Source organism: Paenibacillus woosongensis (assembly GCF_030122845.1).
GTDB classification, from domain to species: Bacteria; Bacillota; Bacilli; order Paenibacillales; family Paenibacillaceae; genus Fontibacillus; species Fontibacillus woosongensis_A.
Genome location: NZ_CP126084.1, coordinates 762,850 through 783,660, shown reverse-complemented (window position 1 = coordinate 783,660; position 20,811 = coordinate 762,850). Strand labels below are relative to the sequence as shown.

Below are 20,811 nucleotides of genomic sequence, written 5' to 3'. Positions count from 1 at the left end.
GGCCGGGGCTTCATTTCTGTATATTCGAAGTAATTGCTTCCAACTAAGGCCATACCAAATTAGGCAGTATATCGGTCCTTTTTGACAAACTCGCTTATGAAGCCGTGCCCGTCACCGTCGAACCGCTCTTTTTAATCGTGTAGTTGACGATCTCCCCGCTCCAGAAGTGGAACCTGAGAGTGACTGTGGCATCGTTCACTTCATTAAAGAACGCCTGCTGCAGTTTGATTTTCCCGTCGCTATAGGCCGGGCTGAACGTCGTTTCGAATTCCTTAAAGGAAGTCCAGTTATGCGGGCCGGCATTGCCGCCGTTTACATAGACCGCTTCCATCGTAGCAAGCTGATCCCCGTTGAAAGCCGTTGGAATCGCAAAGGAAGAAGTAGTCCCCGTCGTACTGCTAAGCTTAGGCGTATTGTACAGGACTACGTTGAATTTCCAGTCGGCGCCTCTATTAAATTTAGCCACGATCGTCGTGTTGACCCCCAATTTGCCTGAGGAGGTCAGCTTGGTCAACTGGCTCGCTTTAATAGTTAATGTGCTACCGTTTAATGTGTAATCTGTGCCTGATTTCAGTGTCGTTCCATTTACGGAAAGGGAAGTTAGCGTATTCCCGTTAAGATTGAGCTGAACCGAAGTATCTTTTACCGCCGTGCCCTGCTTGACATGGATCAGATCGCTGGAAGCCGTGGATGAGCGTCCGGTCCAACTGGCCTTGATCATATTGAATAAATCCGGGTCAGACCACTTGAAGCTCGTGCGGTTGAAGTGCTGTCCGTTATCCCACAGCATAGTGGAAATGCTTTTTTGCTTCACATACTGGGCAAAGAACTCGAAAAATTTCAATTTCTCACCCTGTTCAATGACACCGGTATTCTTATCGAATCCAAGCAGGCCATATTCGCCGACTACCACCGGGATTCCCTTTGCTACAAATGTGTTATACACGTTATCGAAGGTCGTTGTAATATCATTTTGCGTCTCCGCATCAAATTTCGTATATCCTGCGATATTTACGCTAAACGGCCAGAATCCATAAAAATGAACGGTTGCGATCAGATTTTTGTCGTTCAGTTTGGTGATCGTATTATAAAGTGCCGTCATTCTCTCTTGGGTTGGAGAGGCCTCCAACGTAGAAAGAACTAGCGGGCGAGTCGCGTTCTGGCCGCCGGAATTTCTGACGATGTGGAAAAAGGATACATTCAGCTCGTCCAGCATTTTTTGCTGCTTGGCTTCATCCGTAGTTCCGCCATCCGTAAAGCGAGGCTCATTCACGCTCTCGAACATCAGCTTGCTCGGGCTGTTCTTGAACTTGTTGGCAATTTGCGTCCAAATCGCATTATAACGGGCCAGTACTTGATCGTGCTGCGACTCCATTTTGCTGATCCATAGCCAGGAATCATGATGGACATTAATCATCACATAGAGGTTCGCATCCAAAGCCCACTGTACGACCTCCTGCACCCGATTGAGGTATGCTGCTTCAATTTGATAATTTGGGGCCGCGCCGATATGGGAATCCCAGGTCACCGGAATCCGTATGCTTTTATAGCCTTGCGCCGCGATGTTCTGAATGAGCTCTTTCGTGATACGCGGATTGCCCCATGCCGTCTCATCCGCACCGACAGCATCCAGAGAATTGCCAAGGTTCCAGCCAGGCTGCATCGCTTCAACATAGGACTGCATGGCACTTGGTGCAGCCGCTGCTAAAGCGGCATTAGGAACGACGGCTGCCAATAATGCAACAACGATGGCCAACGAAAGAATAACTTTACTGCTTCTACGTTTTTTCATCTGAATTCTCCTTTACTCTTTTTTAAAAATTACATATCTTGGCATGAAAGCGGTTTCGATGACTAATTTATCACATTTTCCACATGGCATGCACCATAATAATTAGAGAATAAATCATGTGTAAATTAGCGATGCTCTAGTTTCTCCTACAATTCACAAAAAACCCCGGTCGGGTGGACCGGGGCTCGTCTGTATTACAACTTTCAGGTTTAAGGAAGCGAATTCAAGAAAGGCTTGACTGTATTGGCTAAACTATAATTCGTCGTCGCATCCCAATTGATCGACCATGTCATCGCTCCCCGGATATCCGGGTATTTGGCAACCGGTTTATAGCTCCCGCAGCCATTGCCGGTCGCCAGGCAGTTCAGCGCATTGTTCACGACCGTCGGGGAGACATATCCCCCGCCTGCCGCTGACGGCGTAGCCGGAACGCCGATGCCTAATTGGGAGGGCGCTACCCATTGCAAGGTTAAATCGGAAAGAGCCGTTAAGAAGTCTACCGTGCCTTGCGAGTAACATTTACCGTCGCGCCCCAGCATGCAGCCTGAATTATAATACTGGACATTAATGACGGATGTAATATCTTTCAGATTATTATATAGCTGCATATAAGATGTATTCTGATTCTGCATGTCAATCGTCTGCGGAGCCATCGTTAAAATAAAGTTGCTGCCCACTCTTTGCTGCAGCTGACGAATGGCGCTGGTTAAATTCGCAACATTCATGCCATGCTCCAAATCGATATCCACGCCATCCAGGCCGAATTGAGTGATGATGCCATACATGCTTTCCACAAAATTCGTGACATTAGGCGAAGCGTTATTCAAATTAATATTGCCCTGCTCACCGCCAATGGATATGATGACCTTCTTTCCTTGCGCGCGTTTTGCCTGGATATCTGCAATCAGATCCGCATTCGAATATCCTCCCAGGGCCGACGACAACGAAGGATTTACACTAAACGTAACTCCGCCCGGCTTAGAAGGATCCATATCCGCAAACGATAATACAATGATATCGTATTGGCTTGGCACATCTCTTACTCTTAAATTGCTAGAGTTATTAATAAAATTATGCCAATACCCTGTTAGGGTATGCTTTGGAAGCTGGCCGCCTCCGCCTCCGCCGCCATTTCCTGCGGCCGTTGTCGCATTTACGGTCGCACTTGCCGGGGAGCGATTTCCGGCTGCATCCTTCGCCACGACCTTAAAGGAATAAGCTGTACTGGCTGCAAGTCCTGTAACCGTAGCTGTAGTTCCTGTTACGGAGAGAACCACAGATGATCCTTGATATACATCATATCCGGTTACCCCTACGTTATCCGAAGATGCCGACCAGGTTAAGGTTACGCTGGATGAAGTGACACCGCTCACCTTCAAATTCGCGGGAGCTGTTGGTGCCGCGGTATCGCCTCCACCACCTCCGCCGCCTTGAACCAACTGCCATAAAGCAGGCACATTAGGCGGCTCCCACCCTACCAAAGAGGTATGGGACTGAATATTCCGATAGGTATTTCCACCATACGTCACGGTATCGTTGATTGCATAGGACACATTAGGCGCCCAAGCACCACGGTCGGCCGCCGAAGCCGCCAGCGGCAGCAAACTGATCAGCATCGTAAAGACCAGCAACAACGGCAGCACTCTTCCCGGCTTGCCCAGCATGCCAAATAATCCCTTCTTCATTTACTAAACCCCTCCCCATGAAATGATCAGCAAGGTTTCTGTCTCTCCACGCGAAACGGAAACATCACCTCCCTTCACTTGCGTGACAGCGCTTTTATACCGGTAATGATCTCCCCAAAACATTATAACGTTATATACACATAATCTATATGATATGTAAATATTTCTCAATAGATCGGAAGGATTATTTTTAGCCCAATTTCTTTAGGTCAAGTATCATGAATCCATTGCCGTCCATAAGATGAACTAATTACTCACCGAAAGGAGAAAGAACAATGAATAAGGAATTCTTTAGTGTTCAAGAATCTCAACAAAGAGACCCTCAGCCATACCACGCTGGTTATTGGCACGGGCATCATCATCCTCACTTCCATGGCCATGGTCATCATGGGCCTCACTTCATCCATCATCATCATCATTTTCATCATCACCACTACTACCGTACGGATCGGACAGAGCAAACTTCACGATGATCATTTAAAAAAGAGGTCAAAAACTAAGGCGAGAACAGTTACGCCCGGATTTATATGTGAATATATATCCGCAAGCGTTACATTCTCGCCTTTTTATATAGAGCAAGCTTCAGAGGACAAACCCGTAAATTCCCCAGACCACGATGCTGAGTAAATGACACAGTTTAGAAATCATCCGTTCGGCAGCTCCTCCGTTATCGAATAAACGTAGAGCTATTTTAAACTTCGGAACAAATAAGGAACGTATCCCGTCACTCCCAAAAATATCTCCAAATAAATGAGACCACCAGCCCGCAATAAACCCTAGACAACTTGCCATAACCCATCCTGAGTACTGACTGCCAAAGACGAAGAGTCCCAAACTTAGGACGATTGCAAACTCAGGCGAATGAATAATCCAACGGTGTTTTACGAACGGCATGATGAGCAGAGCAATTCCCGCAAAAAGGACCATCCAGTGCCAGTCGTAAACGAAATACCCCATCAGCATCAAAGTACCGCTAGCGATAAGTATGATCGTCCGAAGCCTTGCCAAGCAGCCAGCCATAATACCAGCGCCAATCCAAATCGCCCCGGCTTGTATGGAGTAACCTAGTAGAATCAACACGAATCCTATGAATAGAAATATCCCTGACAATGCCCGCATGAGCTTTCTCTTCCCCGATGACAGCTGAATCTTCTGGCTCGCCGTACTCGTTTTATGATCCAAATCCGGGGCAAGGCCCCCCACGATCGAAGCTGCGCATATCACTCCTGCGAAGCCAATAACCTCCAAAGTGGTACTCATTCGGGAAGCCGTTAGGGCAGCTACAGAAGTAGCCGATCCCGCAAGTAAGGCTAATGCAGAGTGTCCCTGTCTATTCAATTGTCATCACATCCCTTCCGGCTGAGAACTTCTGTTGCTGACTGTATCCTGCTGTCGTTGAAATACCGCGGGATGATAGCACAAACAAGAACGTACGTTTCTATATTAACTCAGACATATCACCTTATTCAAGGTAAAAAAAGTCGTTACCTGCGGAAAACTGGCCCTATCAAATGGGGGCGGCGTATTCGTAGGAGACGAAGATAATCCGTTGCCAAGCAGATTAGGAACAATAATGAAATATTCTCGCGGATCCAGTGCCATGCCGTTTCCAATCAGCCATTCATTCTGAACATGCGTGTCGCCAAACGCAGTTGGATAGACGATGACATTATCTTTCTGTTCATTCAGCCTGCCATAAGTCTTATACGCAAGAAAAGCGCTCGGTAACGTCACTCCGGATTGCAAGGTTACGTCGCCTAAGTCAAAAATCTCATAATCCATCGTAGTATCTCTCCCTTCATGATGGAACTGCGCCAACTGATTACGTTCCGCACGGTGGCATCCACTTTAAATTTCAGCCGGGCTGCGGAAGTGCTGAGTTACGTCCCCTCCAACATCACGATGCAAATTAAAGCATTGGAGGATGAGCTTGGGGTTCGTCTCTTTGACCGATTGGGCAAGCAGCTCGTTCTCACAACGGCGGGGAAACGCTTTTTAACACATATCCAAGGGGTTTTAGACAAATTGGACGAAGCTCGCGGCGTCGTTCATGACAATGAAAATCTAACCGGTACCCTAACGATAAGTGCCAATGAGGTTATTTGCGTCTATCGGCTTCCAGCTGTCTTTCAACGGTTTCGTTCGCGCCATCCGGGAGTTCGTTTGATCTTCCGCTCCGTTCCCAATCAAGAGCTCAAGCAGATACTCTTTGAGGGGACCGCGGATGTCGTCTTCATATTGGACGAACCCATCCGCTCGAGCGGACTTGCTGTGGAGCCGCTGATGGAAGAATCCTTCCGACTTTTCGCTGCTCCGGATCACCCGCTCGCGAAGCGTACTGTGCTGCAGCTGGAAGATTTTCACGGACAAGTATTCCTGACGAATGAGAAGGGTTGCCCCTATCGAACCATGTTTGACCGGTCATTTGAGAAAGAGGGCATTGATAGCATTACTTATTTAGAGTTTCAAAGTGCCGAAGCTATTAAACAATGTGCCATTTCGGGAATCGGTATTGCCTTTCTTCCAGAAATCGTAGTGAAAGCTGAAGTGGAGCGAGGCGAGCTTGTTGCCCTTCCATGGCAAATTCCTGACCTGCACGTGTATACTCAGATGTCATGGCATAAAGATAAGTGGCTTTCACCCATCATCTTATCTTTCATAGAAGCAGCAAGGGAGGTTCTCGCTATAGAGGAGGATAAAAACGTTTAGAACGATGCTAGCGAAGGGAATACAACCCCGGCTTACACATTAAGCGAGGGCTTGCTGGATGAGCGTTCCATGATGTTAGGAATGCCGTGCCTCCTCACTTCGCTTCCAACCCCATAAAATGGAACTCCCAGGTTGAGGTATAATTATGCTTCTGCTATGATAAAAATAGTTAAGGAGCCGTGCAGCAACACGGCTCCCCGTACACTTACCGCTTTAAAGAGCGGTCGGCTGTAGGATTTCATGCAATCGAAATAGACCGCAATCCTAATCCCTAAGGCGGTCTATTTCTTTGTGTTTTGATTAATTGCTACAACGATAGCCACAACCAGCGTCAACAGCAATAATAAGCCCTCCAAAGCTGATCATCATCGTCAAAGCGTCACTCCTTTAATTGTAAATTCATGTGCTAGAATATAAGTCGATAGATATTAGAATAATAAGGAGTAAATGTAAGTTGAGTAGACCCGAAATGTATATAAGTTTAGTTGTGGGACCAAATTGTGAAATGGAATCGTATGCTATAAGATCAGCACTTGAGTATTTTGGAGCAAGGATTAATATTCATTGGATAGGTAGGCCCAATGATCTTATTGATGTTCTATCAGGTGAAGGACTTGATCATAAAGTGGACTACTTAATTTTAAATTTTCATGGAGATGAAGGTAGATTTTGTATGCCTGAACTTGGTGAGGATGTTTATGATAGTAATGAGCCAAGAGGAGAGTTCTTTGGGGATCAGGAGGTTAAAAAATATACGAATTTAAAAGACATAAAAGTTATAGGTTCTGGTTGTACATTAGGCATAGAACAGTTAGCCAACGCTTTTCTGGAATGTGGTTGTCATTCTTATATAGGTCCTGATGATTACATAGATGGAAATGCTAATTTAATGTTCGTAATAAGGTTTATGTATGAAATTATAAATAATCATAAAAGCCAGGAGGAAGCTTTTAAATTAGCTAGATCAATTGATAAAGAAACTTCTATGTACAAATTGTATATGTCAAAATAAAGCTCGTCATTTTATTTTCCTCAACTAAAGGGTAGAACAATGGTTAGAAGAATAGGTTTTTCCACAAAAAAAGCGCGGCCCCGAAAACCTCGGAAGCCGCGCTGCGCCTGACTTTAGCAAGATGCTGGTGAAGGGACTCGAACCCCCGACCTACGCATTACGAATGCGTTGCTCTACCAACTGAGCTACACCAGCACATTCACTAATTAAGTGGAAACAAAAAATATTATAACTCGATCTGAAAATTTTGCAAGTCCTCAAAATCAGGAATTTATTGCAGCTTCGCCTGCACCGAACGCAGCTTCTGCTCAGAGGAGCTCTCTTTGTCGCGCCGGTCATCGATTTTGATCGAAGTGGACACCCGCTGGGCACCGGATTGGAACGGCGACTCATGAATCGCGCGAATCGCAGCGAATACGCTATCCAGCGGCCCTTCGATAATTGTGCTCATCGAGGTGAGCGTATATTGGATGCCCTCCTGCTTCTCCAATACCCGCTGCAGCTCGGCTACGTACGGGCTTAAGCTGGTCGACCCCGTCCCGATAGGGATCACCGTTACCTCTGCAATCGTCATACTGCTCTCTCCTTCTTATAATGAAGTTCCATACTTTTTGAATAACATTCATACTGCCTCTTATTGTAACAATTTCCACCCCTTCATTTCAAATAAACTCGGCACGCCCTTATACCCAGTACCGTATCATGATCTGCATGGAGGAATGAAGTACAGGCCTCTCCCGCACCTGGAAGAGGCCCTGCACCTTGCCTTTAAAGTGATCTTCGCCCGCTTACGCCATTTCCCCGAGCTCCCGCAAATCCCCACTGTTCTCTTCGGAGACAGCCAGCTCCTTCTCCAACAGCGCCTTGATCACATTCGCTGACTTCACCTTCGCATGCAGGCATGGCAAAATTTCAATCTGATACGCCCCGATGCCGGGAAACACCTTCATCCCCTCGGCCAAGTAGTAGCCTTGCTCATAGGGATAATGCCGGTCCAGCACTTCATAAATATCCTCATACCGCCAGGTGTTGAAATGCTCCGTCATGGCGACGGCATCCAGCCCGTTCTTTCCCGCCTCGGCCATCATTTCCTTGAAATAAGCGTGGCTGAAGACTGTTTTCTTGGCAAGCTTGACATGGGTATGCAAATCTATTCTCATCGGATTCTCCTTCGTATTTGATAATAAACTATCCACATAATTCATTTATATGGAGATTTGAGCTGCAAGAACATGAAGCAGTACGACGTACAATCCTGATCGTTGCCGCCGGGATGAGAAACCAGGAGCAGCAGCTGCGCAAATTAGAGCAGCTGAACCAGCTGCGCAAATTAGAGCAGCTGAACCAGCTGCGCAAAAAATACGATCATGAACTGCCGCGATAAATGTTCACAATTTCTCTTCATCTCCCACTCGCCGCATCAGGGTTGCTTTCACCTGTTTTTTCATGATTTTTCATCCTTCAGCTAGTGAAGATGACTGTTTACAAACACTACATATTGGGGTAATGTAAGTTGCAGACAACCAAATATAGTGGAATCGGGTGATCCAGCCCTCTATTTCTCGGCTGGGGCTTAAAAGGGAAGTGCGGTGCAATTCCGCTGCGGTCCCGCCACTGTGACCGGGTGCATGCAAGAGCTTACCAAGGCTCCTTGCAGCGCTTCACTGATAGAATGCCACTGCAGATATTAACCAACTGCGGGAAGGCGTCAGTGAAGAAGTCCGGAAGCCAGGAGACCTGCCCGCTTCTGTAATTTGACACCAAATACCAGATGAACCTGCGAGGAACAGGTAGGTGTCCGCTTGCAGCTTACATACGCATTCATCCTGCATTTCATAGGATGATCCAGGCATTTCTTCAAACACGCATTCGGGCATTTCCAACCTTGCATGATCGGAAATGCCTTTTTATATGGTTGTAATGTGTAGTTTTTCGGGAGGGAAACTTTGTTATGGCGATGATGAACCCGGTTTATACAAGCCGCCAAGACATGCTGGATGAAGTGATTACATTAGGAGAAGAGATCGTTGCAAGCAGCAATCTTGAGGTGCTGCGGGAGAACGCCAACTTGAACGGCGAAAGCTTCTCTGGCAAAATGAGCAAATTCGGCAGCGAGTACGCGAAATGGTATGCGAACCATTTTGTCATGCCAAAGCCGCTCGTTCAGGCCATTCAAGACAATATCGTCTATGTGCACGATCTGGATCAATACGCGATCGGAACGACGAACTGCATCTTCATTCCGTTCGACAAGCTGCTGCGCGAAGGGTTCAACACCGGCAACGGCAGCGTAAGGCCGCCGAATTCGATCATGACGGCGATGGCGCTTGTGGCGATCATTTTTCAGTCCCAGCAAAATGCGCAATACGGCGGCGTATCCGCCAATAAGCTGGACCACGACCTGGCGCCTTACGTAACCAAATCCTTCGTCAAATATTTCCGCAAAGGATTGGACTACTTCGAAGAAGGAGACAGCGCAGCGGACTACGGCTTGATCACAATGGCTCGCTCTGATCTGCAGGTGCAGTATCCAAGGGCCTTCAAATATGCGGTTAAAGAGACCGAAAGCGAAACACTGCAGGCCGCCGAGAGCCTCATTCATAATCTCAATACGATGTCGAGCCGGGCGGGTGGACAAATTCCTTTTACGAGCATCAACTACGGCACATGCACGTCGATAGAAGGGCAGCTCGTCATCAGTTCACTGCTTGCCGCAACGATGCGCGGACTTGGCAGCGGCGAAACGCCGATTTTTCCGATTCAGATTTTTAAATGCAAGCAGGGCGTGAACCAGCAGCCGGGCGAACCCAATTACGAACTGTTCCTGAAAGCAGCGGAATGCTCGGCCAAACGGCTGTATCCGAATTTCGCCAATCTGGACGCCCCGCTCAATCTGATGTATTACGATCCGGCGAACCCGGATACCGAATTTGCCACGATGGGCTGCCGCACGCGGGTGCTGAGCGACCGCTTCGGCCGCAACCATCTGTCCGGCAAAGGAAATTTGTCCTTCAACACCCTGAACCTGGTCAAGTTGGGCCTGGAGCATGGCATAGCGTTAGGACTGCGGCAGACCGCAGATGAGCAAGGCTTCTACCGGGAACTGGAGCATTATATGGATATCGCGCTGGACGGACTGCTGCACCGCTTCCGGATTCAATCGTCCCAGAAAGCCAAGGCTTCCGACTTCATGATGCGCGAAGGTGTATGGGAGGGCGGCGAGCATCTGAACCCCGAGGATACGGTGGGAGAGCTGCTCAAGCACGGCAGCCTGTCGATCGGCTTCATCGGGCTCGCAGAATGCATGAAAGCCATGTATGGTAAACATCACGGCGAAGATACCGATGTATATAGGAAGGCCTATAATTTGATCGCCTTCATGCGCGACTATTGCGACCGTCAGAGCGAAAGACACAACCTGAACATTACCCTGTTCGCCACTCCGGCGGAAGGGCTGTCGGGGAAATTCACCAAACGGGACCGCGCTGACTACGGGGAAATTCCTGGCGTCGTTGACCGGGAATATTACACGAACTCTTTTCACATACCGGTATACTACCACATCAGCGCAGCTAAAAAAATCGAGCTGGAAGCACCGTTCCACGGACTGTGCAATGCGGGAGCCATCTCCTACATTGAGCTGAACGGCAACGCCCGCAGCAATCCGGCCGCATTCCTGCGCATCATTCAGTACGCGCTGTCGCAGCAGGTAAGCTATTTCAGCATCAACCATCCGATCGACCGCTGCTCGGGCTGCGGCTACGAAGGAATCATTGGCGCATCCTGCCCATCCTGCAACGCTAGCGAGCAGGACGTCCATATCCGCCGGCTGCGCCGCGTAACCGGATATTTGACCGGGGATTTCCAGACCCGCTTCAACGCTGCCAAACAGGCCGAGGTTCGTGATCGCCTCAAGCATTCGACATGAATATTTGCGGCTATTACCCGGAATCTATAAATGAAGGCGAGGGATTGCGGGCAGCGCTCTTTATAAGCGGCTGTCGCCATCATTGCAAAGGCTGCTTCAGTCCGGCCACCTGGAATTTCCATTACGGCGAGCCGTTTACTCCCGAACGGGAACAGGAAATCATTCGGGACATCGCCGGCAACCCGCTGCTTAGCGGAGTGTCGATTCTTGGCGGAGACCCCTTTTTCTCGGCAGCAGAGGTCAGCGCATTTCTCGATCGTCTGCGCGAGGCGGCAGGCGCTATATCCGCCTGGATTTACAGCGGTTATACGTTCGAGGAATTAACCAGAGACGCAAAGTCCCCGGAATACGGACTTCTAAGCCGCTGCCAAGTGTTAGTAGACGGACGCTACGTTGATGAGCTACGGGACCCCTCCCTGCTCTATCGCGGCAGCTCCAATCAGAGGCTGATTGACATTCCTGCAAGCCTGGCCCAGCACGGCATTGTCGAATGGCGTCCAACTTTCTCTTTCTAGCTGACTGCCTTTCTAGTATAATTATGATTTGTGTTCACTTTATTGACGTCACCGGCGCCCAGTCATATTGTGGTTGTTCAAAGCTCTTCTAGGGATCGCTTGAGTATAGCTGCAGATCTTTGGAGACCGCATATGCAGCGCCACTTTTTTTTGACGAATACTTGCAATTTAAGAATTAAAGATTTGAACATCCAAGATTCGACAATGAATTGGAAGATAGAATAACCCATTTCAAGAAAGCGAGGAATTTTCATATGCCTTCACTCGTAACGAAACCCAACAACCGCCAGCTTGCGTTCGACAATGACCGTCTCGGCATTTACGCCGATCGTATTCTGGATGGATTATATACACTGAGCAAGGAGCGCCTGCTGCGTGGCGTTACCGCTAAGCTGAGACATGATGTCGTTACCGGCGAGGAAATCAGCAGCGCCTTTACGATGTCCGCCCTAGAGCTCGTTACCAAGGACGAACCGGACTGGAAGTTTGCCGCAGCCCGCGCCCTGCTCACGACCTTATACAAAAAAGCAGCGGTCAACCGCCGTTACAAAGCGTATCCGGAAGAGCCCTACGGTTCGTTCTACCATCTCATTACCGAGCTGGTCAAAGCGGGCATCTACCGCCAAGAATTGCTCGATTGCTATACGAAAGAGCAAATCGATGAGCTGGGCGAGCTGATCGACCCGACCCGCGACCTGCTGTTCGATTATATCGGCCTGCTGACGCTCGCCGAGCGCTACCTGGCGACTGATTTTGACGGACGCACGATGGAGCTGCCTCAGGAACGCTACATGGTCATCGCGATGTACCTCATGCACCAAGAGCCTGCGGACAAGCGTCTGGACTATGTAAAAGAAGCTTACTGGGCGATGAGCAACATCTATATGACCGCCGCTACGCCGACGATGTCCAATGCCGGTAAAAAAGTCGCTGGACAGCTGTCCAGCTGCTTCATCGATACGGTGGACGACTCGCTGGAAGGCATTTTCGATTCTAATACGGACGTGGCCCGCCTCAGCAAAATGGGCGGCGGCATCGGCGTCTATCTCGGCAAGGTTCGCGCCCGCGGCTCGGACATTCGCGGCCACAAGAACACCAGCTCCGGCGTAATCCCGTGGATTCGCCAGCTGAACAACACCGCCGTCAGCGTAGACCAGCTCGGCACACGCAAAGGAGCCATCGCGGTATATCTGGACGTGTTCCACAAGGATATCCTTGCTTTCCTTGACCTGAAGCTAAACAACGGCGATGAGCGGATGCGCGCGCATGACGTATTCCACGGCGTCTGCCTCCCTGACCTCTTCATGGAAGCCGTCGAGGCTCGCGGCGAATGGAACCTGTTCTGCCCGCACGAAGTGAAGAAAACGATGGGCTGGAAAGACGAAAACGGCCGTCCGCTAGGCCTGGAGGATTTCTACGACAAAGAGGTTGGCAGCGGCGAGTTCCGTGAGAAATACGAGGAAGCGGTCAATCATCCGACACTGTCGAGAATTACAATGCCAGCAATCGATATTATGAAGCGGATCATGAAGTCACAGCTGGAGACAGGCACCCCGTACATGTTCTACAGAGACACGGTTAACCGCGCCAACCCGAACCGGGCGCACGGCATGATCTACTCTTCGAACCTGTGCACGGAAATCATGCAGAACCAGTCGCCAACCGTTGTAGAACAAGAGGAGCTGGTAACGAAGGACGGACAAACCCGTATCGTCGTTTCCAAAATCCCTGGCGATTTCGTCGTCTGCAACCTGAACTCGATCCACCTTGCCCGTGCCATACCAGCTGGCGTATTGGATCGACTCGTACCCATTCAGACGCGTATGCTCGATAACGTCATCGACATCAACAACATTGAGGTACTGCAAGCTCAATACACGAACAGCCAATACCGGGCGATCGGGCTGGGTACCTTCGGGCTGCATCATTTGCTTGCTCTGGAAGGCATCCGCTGGGAATCCGAGGAAGCCGTTAAATATAACGACGATCTCTACGAAAAAATCAACTACCTGCTAGTCAAATCCAGTATGGAGCTAGCTAAAGAGAAAGGCCGCTATCCGAAGTTCGCCGGCTCCGATTGGGAGAACGGCAACTACTTCACGTACCGGAATTACACCGACGGCACTCGTGAAGGCAAGTTCGTAACAACCGAGCAATGGCGCGAGCTGGCGGAGGAAGTCAGCAAGAACGGCGTGCGCAACGCCTGGATGTTCGCGATTGCGCCGAACGGCTCGACTTCGATCATCGCTGGTTCTACTGCGAGCATCGATCCGCTGTACGAACTGCTCTCCTACGAGGAGAAGACGACGTACAAAATCGCCAACCCGGCGCCGGATCTGTCCGAGAAGACGATCTGGTACTACAAAACGGCTTTCCTGATTGACCAGCACTGGTCGATCGATATGGCTGGAGCACGCCAGCGTCACGTCGACCAAGCGCAAAGCTTCAACCTGTACGTGCGCCCGGACATCAAGGCGACGGAGTTCCTGGATCTGCATCTGCATGCCTGGAAGGCCGGCTTGAAATCGACTTACTATGTTCGCAGCCGCGCGCTGACGATTGAAGAGTGTGAGAGCTGCGCCAGTTAAGGGATCCCAACCCACCCAAACCCTCCCTTGTCGTAAGGGAGGGCCCCCAGGGCCTGCTGCCCTCGGGACTCCCGCAAAGGGGAGTAACGTTGGAGTTGTAGAGGCGCTCCTGCTCGCTGTTCCCTTCGGGAAGGCGCTATGGGCTGGTGGGTGGAACGCTTTTCCCCCTTCGGGTACGTCTTACTTTAGGCGCACCCGGGTTACCTGGAAACACGCTGCGGAGGACTGCTGCTGTCGAGCGCACCCGGAGTAGTACGTGCAACTGGGCCGCTTGCCGCCCTGACGGGCCCGCTCAACGGTGGCGCTCCTGCATGGGAGCGGACTGCTGCTGTGGGAGGTTCGTTGTGAGGCTGCGTGCTGGGGGGCGCTGTCCCCTGCGGGGATTCGCTTGGGCTGGTGCAGGGCCTGTGGGTAATGCTTCGATGACTTACTTGTAGGTTAGTGCTTCGATGAGATCTGGAGCAGACTGCTGCTGTGGGCGGTTCGTTGTGAGGCTGCGTGCTGGGGGGCGCTGTCCCCTCCGGGGATTCGCTTGGGCTGGTGCGGAGCGTGAAGGTAAAGCTTCGTAGATCTCTGGGCGATTGCTACGAGGAACTTAGGGGCTCAAACTTACCACTACTATTGTGCATTTTTAAAATAACATCAAATCTTTGAGGAGATGAGATCATTGCAACTGCAAACGATTTTTAACACGGAGGCACCGAACAAATCAACTCGCATCATTAACGGTGAGTGCTCCGGTATCCTGAACTGGAACGACATCCGCATGCCGCATATGTACAAGCTGTACAAAGTACTGCTGCTCAACCACTGGATTGCGGACGAGATTCCAATGAGCAAGGATGCACAGCAATTTCCGCTACTGGATCCCGAAGAGCAGCGCACGTTCAAAATCAATATTTCGCTGCTGGCGGTTCTGGATTCGATGCAAACGATGTTCGTTGGGGACGTAAAACGTTATTTCACGGATTCTTCGCTTGAGGCGATTTCCGCCATTATTGCTCAGCAAGAGGTCGTGCATAACCAATCGTACTCCTACGTGCTGTCCTCGATCGTATCGGAGCAGGAGCAGAAAGAGATTTTTGAATATTGGAAACATGATCCCGTGCTGCTGGACCGGAACAAGTTCATCTCGGAAATTTACCAGAACTTCCGCAATGAGCAATCGCCGCAGACATTCTTTGAAGCGCTCGTAGCGGATCTCATTCTCGAAGGGATTTTCTTCTACAGTACGTTCGCCTTCTTCTACAATCTGGCGCGCGATCAGAAGATGATGGGGACGAGCCAGATGATTTCCTACATCCAGCGTGACGAGAATCAGCACTGCTACTTCTTTGCTGAGGTGTTCAAACAGCTGCTGCTCGACTATCCGGAGCTAAATACGAAGGAAAACATCGACTATGTATACCGTACGATCGACCGGGCAGTAGAGCTGGAGACGAACTGGGCGCACTATACGCTCAAGGAAGTCCGCGGCATCGACTTGAACGAATTGTCCGATTACATCAAGTACATTGCCAACAAGCGCCTGGGCCTGATGGGACTTGAGAAAGCATACGAAGGCGTGGATGTCAACTGCATGCCATGGATCAAGCCGTTCTCGGACGAAGCGCTGAACGCCACGAAGACGGACTTCTTCGAAGCCAAATCCCGCAACTATGGCAAGGTCGGCGACGACAACGGATTCGACGATCTGTAAAATAAAGTTGTAAAATAATATAGCACCCTGCGAACCAACATTGGCCGCTTCCCCTACAAGGGAATTCCAATAGAGTTTCGCTGGGGTGCTTTTTGGTTGCTGCGGTCGAATTCTTCTTCCCAACCAGACTATCTCAGCTCATCAGGCCTCCTCGTTGCCCGTATTCCCGCGGTAGTGATGCCGATGCGGCGTGCTTCCGTCTACCGTCGTGTGGCCTTCAAAGTAATGGTAGTGTCCACCCCCAGGAAATGGGATCGCTGGTCCTGTCGTCCCTCTAATTTTATGAGTGTGTCCTGCGTTGAAGGATGTCACTGCAAAATAATTATGAACGTGCTGAACCCCGCTTGGAGCCGGTTCCGTTCTTCCGGCGTAATGATGCCTGTGTCCAACATCATAGGATGTCTCCCCTGCAAAAGGATGAACATGGACAGGTTTTCCATTCCAAGACGTAATATACAGCTTATGCGAGTGCTCAGAATCGGAACCATCCTCCCGATGGACAACAAAGCCAGTCACAGGTATCTCCAACAAAAACTCCCCTTTTCATTGTGATACTGAATTGTATGCCGGGGAGCAGCGGAGAGTTCGATGGTCTAAAGCTCTTAATATGGCGGACTTCAACGGTATGGGGATGGCAGAAGAAGATTGCACAAACGATAAGACTTGCTCTTACCTCAGATGAAGTTATGGTTATTCCACAGAAACTGGCACGCAACTTGTACCCGAATGCATTTTCTTCGTCTTCCACAAGCTCAGGTAACCATTCAATGGAGATTTTTGAGAAACTAAATGTATTTTATACATCTAGTTAAGCTCTTTTATCAAAAATACATACGCTAAATGCAAAACATGCAGTTAGTTTGCCTGAATGGAGCGAATTCGCCGAAATAGCTTAAAACTAAATGTAGGTTTTGCAGTTAGTTCTTACTAAAACGGCTAAAACCGCTGAACTAACTGCATGAAATACATCTAGTTACCTGATCCTAGCCATCTAGGTACAGTCAGTTCCAGTCATAATCTGTGTCCTGACCATCTGGTTCAGTCAGTTCCAGTCATAATCTATGTCTCCCTGGGCAGTCAGGGTTAGCACCGCGTGCCGGCCGTACGGTTATAAATCCGTCAAGTCGTTTAATTTGTTGGAGAGATAGCCCCGAGTTCAATTAAGGGACCGCGGAGAAAATACATCAGTATCAAGACAGTTCCGCACTTTAACAAGAAAACTTCTGCACTTTTGCAGCTTTCCTCTTCAATCAACCAATAGCGATGAAAATCAGTTCCCTGACCCTAAGTATCCATACGAACATGATCCCATGATTCATCTCCGCAGCCAATCAGCCAGAACAGCGCCCTGCGCCGCTCCATGACGATGCTTTCGTTCATCCCGGCCGGTGCGCTCTCCCCTTTGACTCTGCTGTTCACACAGGCCCAATGCAGACGGTAGATCCGATCCGCTTCATCCAAAATTTCCTCTGGACGGCGGAGCGACGTTCTTTCCACAAACTCCTCCAAGCTATCGCAGCTGGACACCGCCTGAATCGCAAAATCGCAATCACAGGTCTGGCTGGGCAAATCGAGCTGCTCCACCAGCCCCAAAGCCCAGATCAGCGCCCAGTAGGCCTCGTACTGCCAGGAGATATTCACTGCATCCTGATGCTCGGGCTCCTCCTGCTGGAGCAGCTCCGCTTCATTTTCCGTCAGGGCAGCCGTTACCCCATACTTATCCAGCATCCCTGTCACAAACTGCCTGGATTGCTCCAGATCCTCATCCTGCAGGACATCGCAGGCATACTGGATCACAAGCAGCAGAGCAACCGCTCTGCGGGCGATTTCCTCCCGGGATTTAAAGCGTAAGTCCCCTATAGGAGGAAGCTGAGGCAGCCCTTCATGCCAGGGGATATTCCTCTCCTGCAAATAAGCGATCGTCGCTTGCTTCCGCTGCTCGCCTTCGGAGGAGACTCGTTCCTCGCCTCTAATTTTTCGCGTGCAAGCCCTTGGCCTGAACTCGGCATTCCCCGACCTTCCGTCAGGATGCACAATGACACGCCCGTCGTGATCGGCCAGCGTCCCGTCCGGGAAGAAGCCGATGCCATCCACGCCGCGAAGAAGCCCCTGGAACAACGTCAAGTAAGCCTCATCGTAGTCCTTCTCCGTCTCAATCGCCAGCATGGTGTTAATCACGGAAATCTGCGTAAGCACAAGCCGCTTAAGCTGCTCGTCCTCAAACGGAATACGATCGTAGAACCCCATCATGCCCGGAACATTGTTCGCAAAATAATCCGGATCAGTATCCTCGGTGGCAACCCGGATGACCATCTTGTTCTTGTTAAACCATTTTCGCGGCTGAACCACATATTCCCCGGGACCGCTGTCTATTTTGTAGCCATCTGCAAATATTTCCGCAATTAAGCCCGGAACATCTCCGGTATCATTCCTTGAAGCAAATATCGTAAAATGCCGCACGATAAAAACACGCCTCCTTTTAAAAACGGGGCTGCAATAGCCCCGCTGATAGAATTATCTATATGATCTATATCGGTTTGCGAGCCACGATGAAAAAGCGGTGCTCCCGGCTCTCCACACAGCCGTCCTGCTCCAGCTTCTTCTGCAGCTCACACAGCTTCTCAAAGCACCGGTCCACAGAAAAACCGGCAAACTCCCATTCGATGACTCTCGCAAAATACACCAGCGCCCCGATATCCAAAAACCGGAGACGGGGAAAACACTCATGCCGCTCCATGACCGTAAATCCAGCCAGCGTTAACTCGCGAGCCGCCTGCTCCAGGCCGAACCCGGAATCTGTGGTCATCCCTTCTTCCCCAAGCAGCCAGCGGGACAGCTCCCGGTTGTTCTGTCCGCCTACCTGCTGGGTAATAAACCAGCCGCCCGGCTTCAGGACTCTAACCAGTTCCTGCACCGAATAGGCTTCATGACGATTGATCACCAAATCGAAGAACCCGTCGTCAAAAGGCAGGCTCGCATCATCGAACACCTGTCTGACCTCAATCCCATAAGCGGGCAAAACAGCCCGGCAGAGCTCGTAATTCGGCGGATACGCCTCTGTCGCAAACGTTCTCCCTCTTGGAGGCTGGAGCGACCGCAGAAACTCACCGCCCCCGGTCCCCATATCGAGCATCACGCGTTCTTCGCTCATCTGGGCCAGCACCGCAGCTTTATAATCCCATGGTAGATCCTCCTCCGCGATTCGCCCGGTCAAGGAGGAGAAACCCCACCCCTGAAAGCTCTTTTCTTCTTCCTTTTTCCATAACTCTCTTAATCTCTCACGATTCATCTGGCATCCCTCTCTCTTGAATTTCACTAGGAAACAAAATGTCAATCTAGCCTAAACCACAGAGAGGTACAGCTGCCGGATAACAATAGCAAGCCCTTATAGCCCGGTACAATCGGTTATCCGCTACATGGCAGCTGCACCGGGCAAATACCGTATTTTCTCACCATCCCCAAAGTCATCGATTACTCACCCCATGAATTTTTATGTATTAAATAGTTAACTGCCATGATTCAAGCCGGCATCTATACTGGGAATAACAAATTATACAAAAAGCGGGAGTGGCTTAATTGAAAAAAGACATGCTCATTAGATCCTTATTAACGATCCTTTTCCTATTGATGACTATTTCCTTCTTCTATAACCAATACCAGCTGCGCTATGGCCAAGCAGTATATACCTTCGATATAGAGACCGAGGATTTATACATCAGGGACATCGAAATTGTTGCTGTTTCCCCGTACGCTTTGTTTATTACCGGACACTTCTTGGAGATGAATGGTGATAATAAATCATTTGACGGAATCAGCTACGGTTTCTCTATGGACGGCACTATGATCCTATCGCGAAGTCAAGCCGGCGACCCATTTACTTTCCCGGATGCCGCTAACGGCAAAACATACTCCGGCACTGGCAGTTTGATCAAAGATATCCGCGTTCATAAACAAGACTCCCTTCAGGTAGAGATTCACTACATCGTAAACGGCGAACCGAAAGATATTGCGGGAGATATCAAATTAGCAGATGTAATTAAGCCTTTCAGCTACAATAACCATAAAGTCGTACATTTACGATAAAATCTATCAGCCAGAAACTATAAAGGAGCCGCCGCAGTTTCTCACTCCAGCAGCTCCCTCAGCATACGTTCCCGGCCGTTCATGAACTCTTTCATGATGACGAAGTGATCCGTCTCCTCCAGCGTCGCCTCGCGAATCCCCTCCGGGGTCAGCTGGTAAATCACACTGTCCGGGTAGGCCATGATGATCGGCGAATGCGTGGAAATAATCAGCTGCGAATAATCGTTCACGAGCTGATGAATCCGCGACAGCATTGCCATTTGGCGGTACGGGGACAAGGCGGCCTCGGGCTCGTCCATAATATACAGGCCCCGCCCGCGAAACCGATTCATGAACGCCGCAAAAAACGACTCGCCGTGCGACATCATATGCAGCGGCCTGCCGCCGTAAGAGCCGACTACCGAAGGTCCGCCCACTCCCTCATCCAGCCGCCCGATCTCCGTAGCCAGATTATAGTAGCTCTCCGCCCGGAAGAAGAAGCCGTCCCTCGGCTTGCGTACGCCTCTCACCAGACGAATATATTCATGCAGCTCGGAATGCGTCTCGGCGGTCGAGAAGTTGAAATTCAGCGTCCCGCCCTCCGGGTTGAAGCCAAGAGCGACCGCGATCGCCTCCAGCAGCGTCGATTTGCCCATGCCGTTCTCGCCGACGATATAAGTCACTCTCGGGTGGAATTCAAGCTGCTCCAGGTCAGCAACCACCGGCAGATGAAAAGGGTACTCCCGAAAGGACGGCACCTCCTCCCGCCGCAGCGCGATCCTCCGTAAATAGGCATCCATTGCTGTCAATCCGCCCATAGC

17 protein-coding genes, 1 tRNA gene, 1 pseudogene and 1 riboswitch are annotated in these 20,811 nt (G+C 50.0%); of the genes and pseudogenes, 7 read left to right on the top strand and 12 right to left on the bottom strand.

The window, feature by feature from the left end; genetic code table 11:
• Window positions 1-94: 94 nt before the first annotated feature.
• The 4 genes and pseudogenes from QNH46_RS03405 to QNH46_RS03390 form a co-directional block, all read right to left on the bottom strand.
• Entirely contained in the window at window positions 95-1,792 is a 1,698-nt protein-coding gene (locus QNH46_RS03405; protein WP_283926928.1) for a cellulase family glycosylhydrolase, read from the bottom strand.
• 209 nt (window positions 1,793-2,001) lie between these two features.
• A complete protein-coding gene (locus QNH46_RS03400) occupies window positions 2,002-3,477 on the bottom strand; it encodes a chitinase (RefSeq protein ID WP_283926927.1) in 1,476 nt (491 codons plus the stop codon).
• A 582-nt stretch (window positions 3,478-4,059) separates the two neighbouring features.
• Entirely contained in the window at window positions 4,060-4,737 is a 678-nt protein-coding gene (locus QNH46_RS03395; protein ID WP_283926926.1) for a metal-dependent hydrolase, read from the bottom strand.
• Window positions 4,738-4,953: 216 nt separating this feature from the next.
• Window positions 4,954-5,259, bottom strand: a pseudogene (locus QNH46_RS03390) (hypothetical protein); the annotation flags it as partial.
• A gap of 21 nt (window positions 5,260-5,280) precedes the next feature.
• On the opposite strand from QNH46_RS03390, the gene QNH46_RS03385 reads away from it, so the two are divergent.
• Window positions 5,281-6,186 (top strand): LysR family transcriptional regulator, encoded by a 906-nt coding sequence (locus tag QNH46_RS03385; protein ID WP_283928339.1) that lies wholly within the window; start codon window positions 5,281-5,283, stop codon window positions 6,184-6,186.
• A gap of 300 nt (window positions 6,187-6,486) precedes the next feature.
• Here the strand turns inward: QNH46_RS03385 and QNH46_RS24520 are convergent, their stop codons facing one another.
• Window positions 6,487-6,552, bottom strand: coding sequence for a hypothetical protein (locus tag QNH46_RS24520; protein WP_430691916.1), 66 nt, complete (start codon window positions 6,550-6,552; stop codon window positions 6,487-6,489).
• A gap of 88 nt (window positions 6,553-6,640) precedes the next feature.
• On the opposite strand from QNH46_RS24520, the gene QNH46_RS03380 reads away from it, so the two are divergent.
• The gene (locus tag QNH46_RS03380) at window positions 6,641-7,198 is read left to right on the top strand and encodes a delta-aminolevulinic acid dehydratase (RefSeq protein WP_283926925.1); all 558 of its coding nucleotides are present in this window, start codon (window positions 6,641-6,643) and stop codon (window positions 7,196-7,198) included.
• A 122-nt stretch (window positions 7,199-7,320) separates the two neighbouring features.
• On the opposite strand, the gene QNH46_RS03375 is transcribed toward QNH46_RS03380, so the two are convergent.
• The 3 genes from QNH46_RS03375 to QNH46_RS03365 form a co-directional block, all read right to left on the bottom strand.
• Window positions 7,321-7,393: transfer RNA gene (locus QNH46_RS03375), tRNA-Thr, on the bottom strand.
• 76 nt (window positions 7,394-7,469) lie between these two features.
• Entirely contained in the window at window positions 7,470-7,772 is a 303-nt protein-coding gene (locus tag QNH46_RS03370; protein WP_283926924.1) for an MTH1187 family thiamine-binding protein, read from the bottom strand.
• Between the two features lie 214 nt (window positions 7,773-7,986).
• A complete protein-coding gene (locus tag QNH46_RS03365; RefSeq protein ID WP_283926923.1) occupies window positions 7,987-8,358 on the bottom strand; it encodes a hypothetical protein in 372 nt (123 codons plus the stop codon).
• Window positions 8,359-8,721: 363 nt separating this feature from the next.
• Window positions 8,722-8,957: riboswitch (cobalamin riboswitch) on the top strand.
• A gap of 192 nt (window positions 8,958-9,149) precedes the next feature.
• Here QNH46_RS03365 and QNH46_RS03360 point away from each other — a divergent pair.
• From QNH46_RS03360 to QNH46_RS03345, 4 genes are all read left to right on the top strand, one after another.
• A complete protein-coding gene (locus QNH46_RS03360) occupies window positions 9,150-11,126 on the top strand; it encodes an anaerobic ribonucleoside triphosphate reductase (protein WP_283926922.1) in 1,977 nt (658 codons plus the stop codon).
• On the top strand, window positions 11,123-11,641 hold the full coding sequence (gene nrdG / locus QNH46_RS03355) for an anaerobic ribonucleoside-triphosphate reductase activating protein (protein ID WP_283926921.1): 519 nt from the start codon (window positions 11,123-11,125) through the stop codon (window positions 11,639-11,641). Before QNH46_RS03360 ends, nrdG begins: the two co-directional genes overlap by 4 nt.
• A 254-nt stretch (window positions 11,642-11,895) precedes the next feature.
• The gene (locus tag QNH46_RS03350; protein ID WP_283926920.1) at window positions 11,896-14,229 is read left to right on the top strand and encodes a ribonucleoside-diphosphate reductase subunit alpha; all 2,334 of its coding nucleotides are present in this window, start codon (window positions 11,896-11,898) and stop codon (window positions 14,227-14,229) included.
• Between the two features lie 667 nt (window positions 14,230-14,896).
• Window positions 14,897-15,928, top strand: coding sequence for a ribonucleotide-diphosphate reductase subunit beta (locus tag QNH46_RS03345; RefSeq protein ID WP_155611799.1), 1,032 nt, complete (start codon window positions 14,897-14,899; stop codon window positions 15,926-15,928).
• 141 nt (window positions 15,929-16,069) lie between these two features.
• On the opposite strand, the gene QNH46_RS03340 is transcribed toward QNH46_RS03345, so the two are convergent.
• From QNH46_RS03340 to QNH46_RS03330, 3 genes are all read right to left on the bottom strand, one after another.
• Window positions 16,070-16,456, bottom strand: coding sequence for a YmaF family protein (locus tag QNH46_RS03340; RefSeq protein ID WP_283926919.1), 387 nt, complete (start codon window positions 16,454-16,456; stop codon window positions 16,070-16,072).
• Window positions 16,457-17,212: 756 nt separating this feature from the next.
• Complete coding sequence (locus QNH46_RS03335; RefSeq protein WP_283926918.1) at window positions 17,213-18,388, bottom strand: DUF4272 domain-containing protein; 1,176 nt, start codon at window positions 18,386-18,388, stop codon at window positions 17,213-17,215.
• A gap of 67 nt (window positions 18,389-18,455) precedes the next feature.
• Window positions 18,456-19,217 carry a class I SAM-dependent methyltransferase gene (locus tag QNH46_RS03330; protein WP_283926917.1) on the bottom strand — a complete coding sequence of 254 codons (762 nt, stop codon included), beginning with the start codon at window positions 19,215-19,217 and terminating at the stop codon, window positions 18,456-18,458.
• 287 nt (window positions 19,218-19,504) lie between these two features.
• On the opposite strand from QNH46_RS03330, the gene QNH46_RS03325 reads away from it, so the two are divergent.
• On the top strand, window positions 19,505-20,011 hold the full coding sequence (locus QNH46_RS03325) for a hypothetical protein (RefSeq protein ID WP_283926916.1): 507 nt from the start codon (window positions 19,505-19,507) through the stop codon (window positions 20,009-20,011).
• Between the two features lie 41 nt (window positions 20,012-20,052).
• On the opposite strand, the gene QNH46_RS03320 is transcribed toward QNH46_RS03325, so the two are convergent.
• On the bottom strand, window positions 20,053-20,808 hold the full coding sequence (locus QNH46_RS03320; RefSeq protein WP_283926915.1) for an AAA family ATPase: 756 nt from the start codon (window positions 20,806-20,808) through the stop codon (window positions 20,053-20,055).
• Window positions 20,809-20,811 lie beyond the last annotated feature (3 nt).

What these genes read in the sequence shown, in the direction of transcription:
- QNH46_RS03405 (WP_283926928.1), bottom strand. Translation starts at nt 1,792, where the DNA reads ATGAAAAAACGTAGAAGCAGTAAAGTTATTCTTTCGTTGGCCATCGTT.
- QNH46_RS03400 (WP_283926927.1), bottom strand. Translation starts at nt 3,477, where the DNA reads ATGAAGAAGGGATTATTTGGCATGCTGGGCAAGCCGGGAAGAGTGCTG.
- QNH46_RS03395 (WP_283926926.1), bottom strand. Translation starts at nt 4,737, where the DNA reads ATGAGTACCACTTTGGAGGTTATTGGCTTCGCAGGAGTGATATGCGCA.
- QNH46_RS03385 (WP_283928339.1), top strand. Translation starts at nt 5,281, where the DNA reads ATGGAACTGCGCCAACTGATTACGTTCCGCACGGTGGCATCCACTTTA.
- QNH46_RS03370 (WP_283926924.1), bottom strand. Translation starts at nt 7,772, where the DNA reads ATGACGATTGCAGAGGTAACGGTGATCCCTATCGGGACGGGGTCGACC.
- QNH46_RS03365 (WP_283926923.1), bottom strand. Translation starts at nt 8,358, where the DNA reads ATGAGAATAGATTTGCATACCCATGTCAAGCTTGCCAAGAAAACAGTC.
- QNH46_RS03360 (WP_283926922.1), top strand. Translation starts at nt 9,150, where the DNA reads ATGGCGATGATGAACCCGGTTTATACAAGCCGCCAAGACATGCTGGAT.
- nrdG (WP_283926921.1), top strand. Translation starts at nt 11,123, where the DNA reads ATGAATATTTGCGGCTATTACCCGGAATCTATAAATGAAGGCGAGGGA.
- QNH46_RS03350 (WP_283926920.1), top strand. Translation starts at nt 11,896, where the DNA reads ATGCCTTCACTCGTAACGAAACCCAACAACCGCCAGCTTGCGTTCGAC.
- QNH46_RS03330 (WP_283926917.1), bottom strand. Translation starts at nt 19,217, where the DNA reads ATGAATCGTGAGAGATTAAGAGAGTTATGGAAAAAGGAAGAAGAAAAG.
- QNH46_RS03320 (WP_283926915.1), bottom strand. Translation starts at nt 20,808, where the DNA reads ATGGGCGGATTGACAGCAATGGATGCCTATTTACGGAGGATCGCGCTG.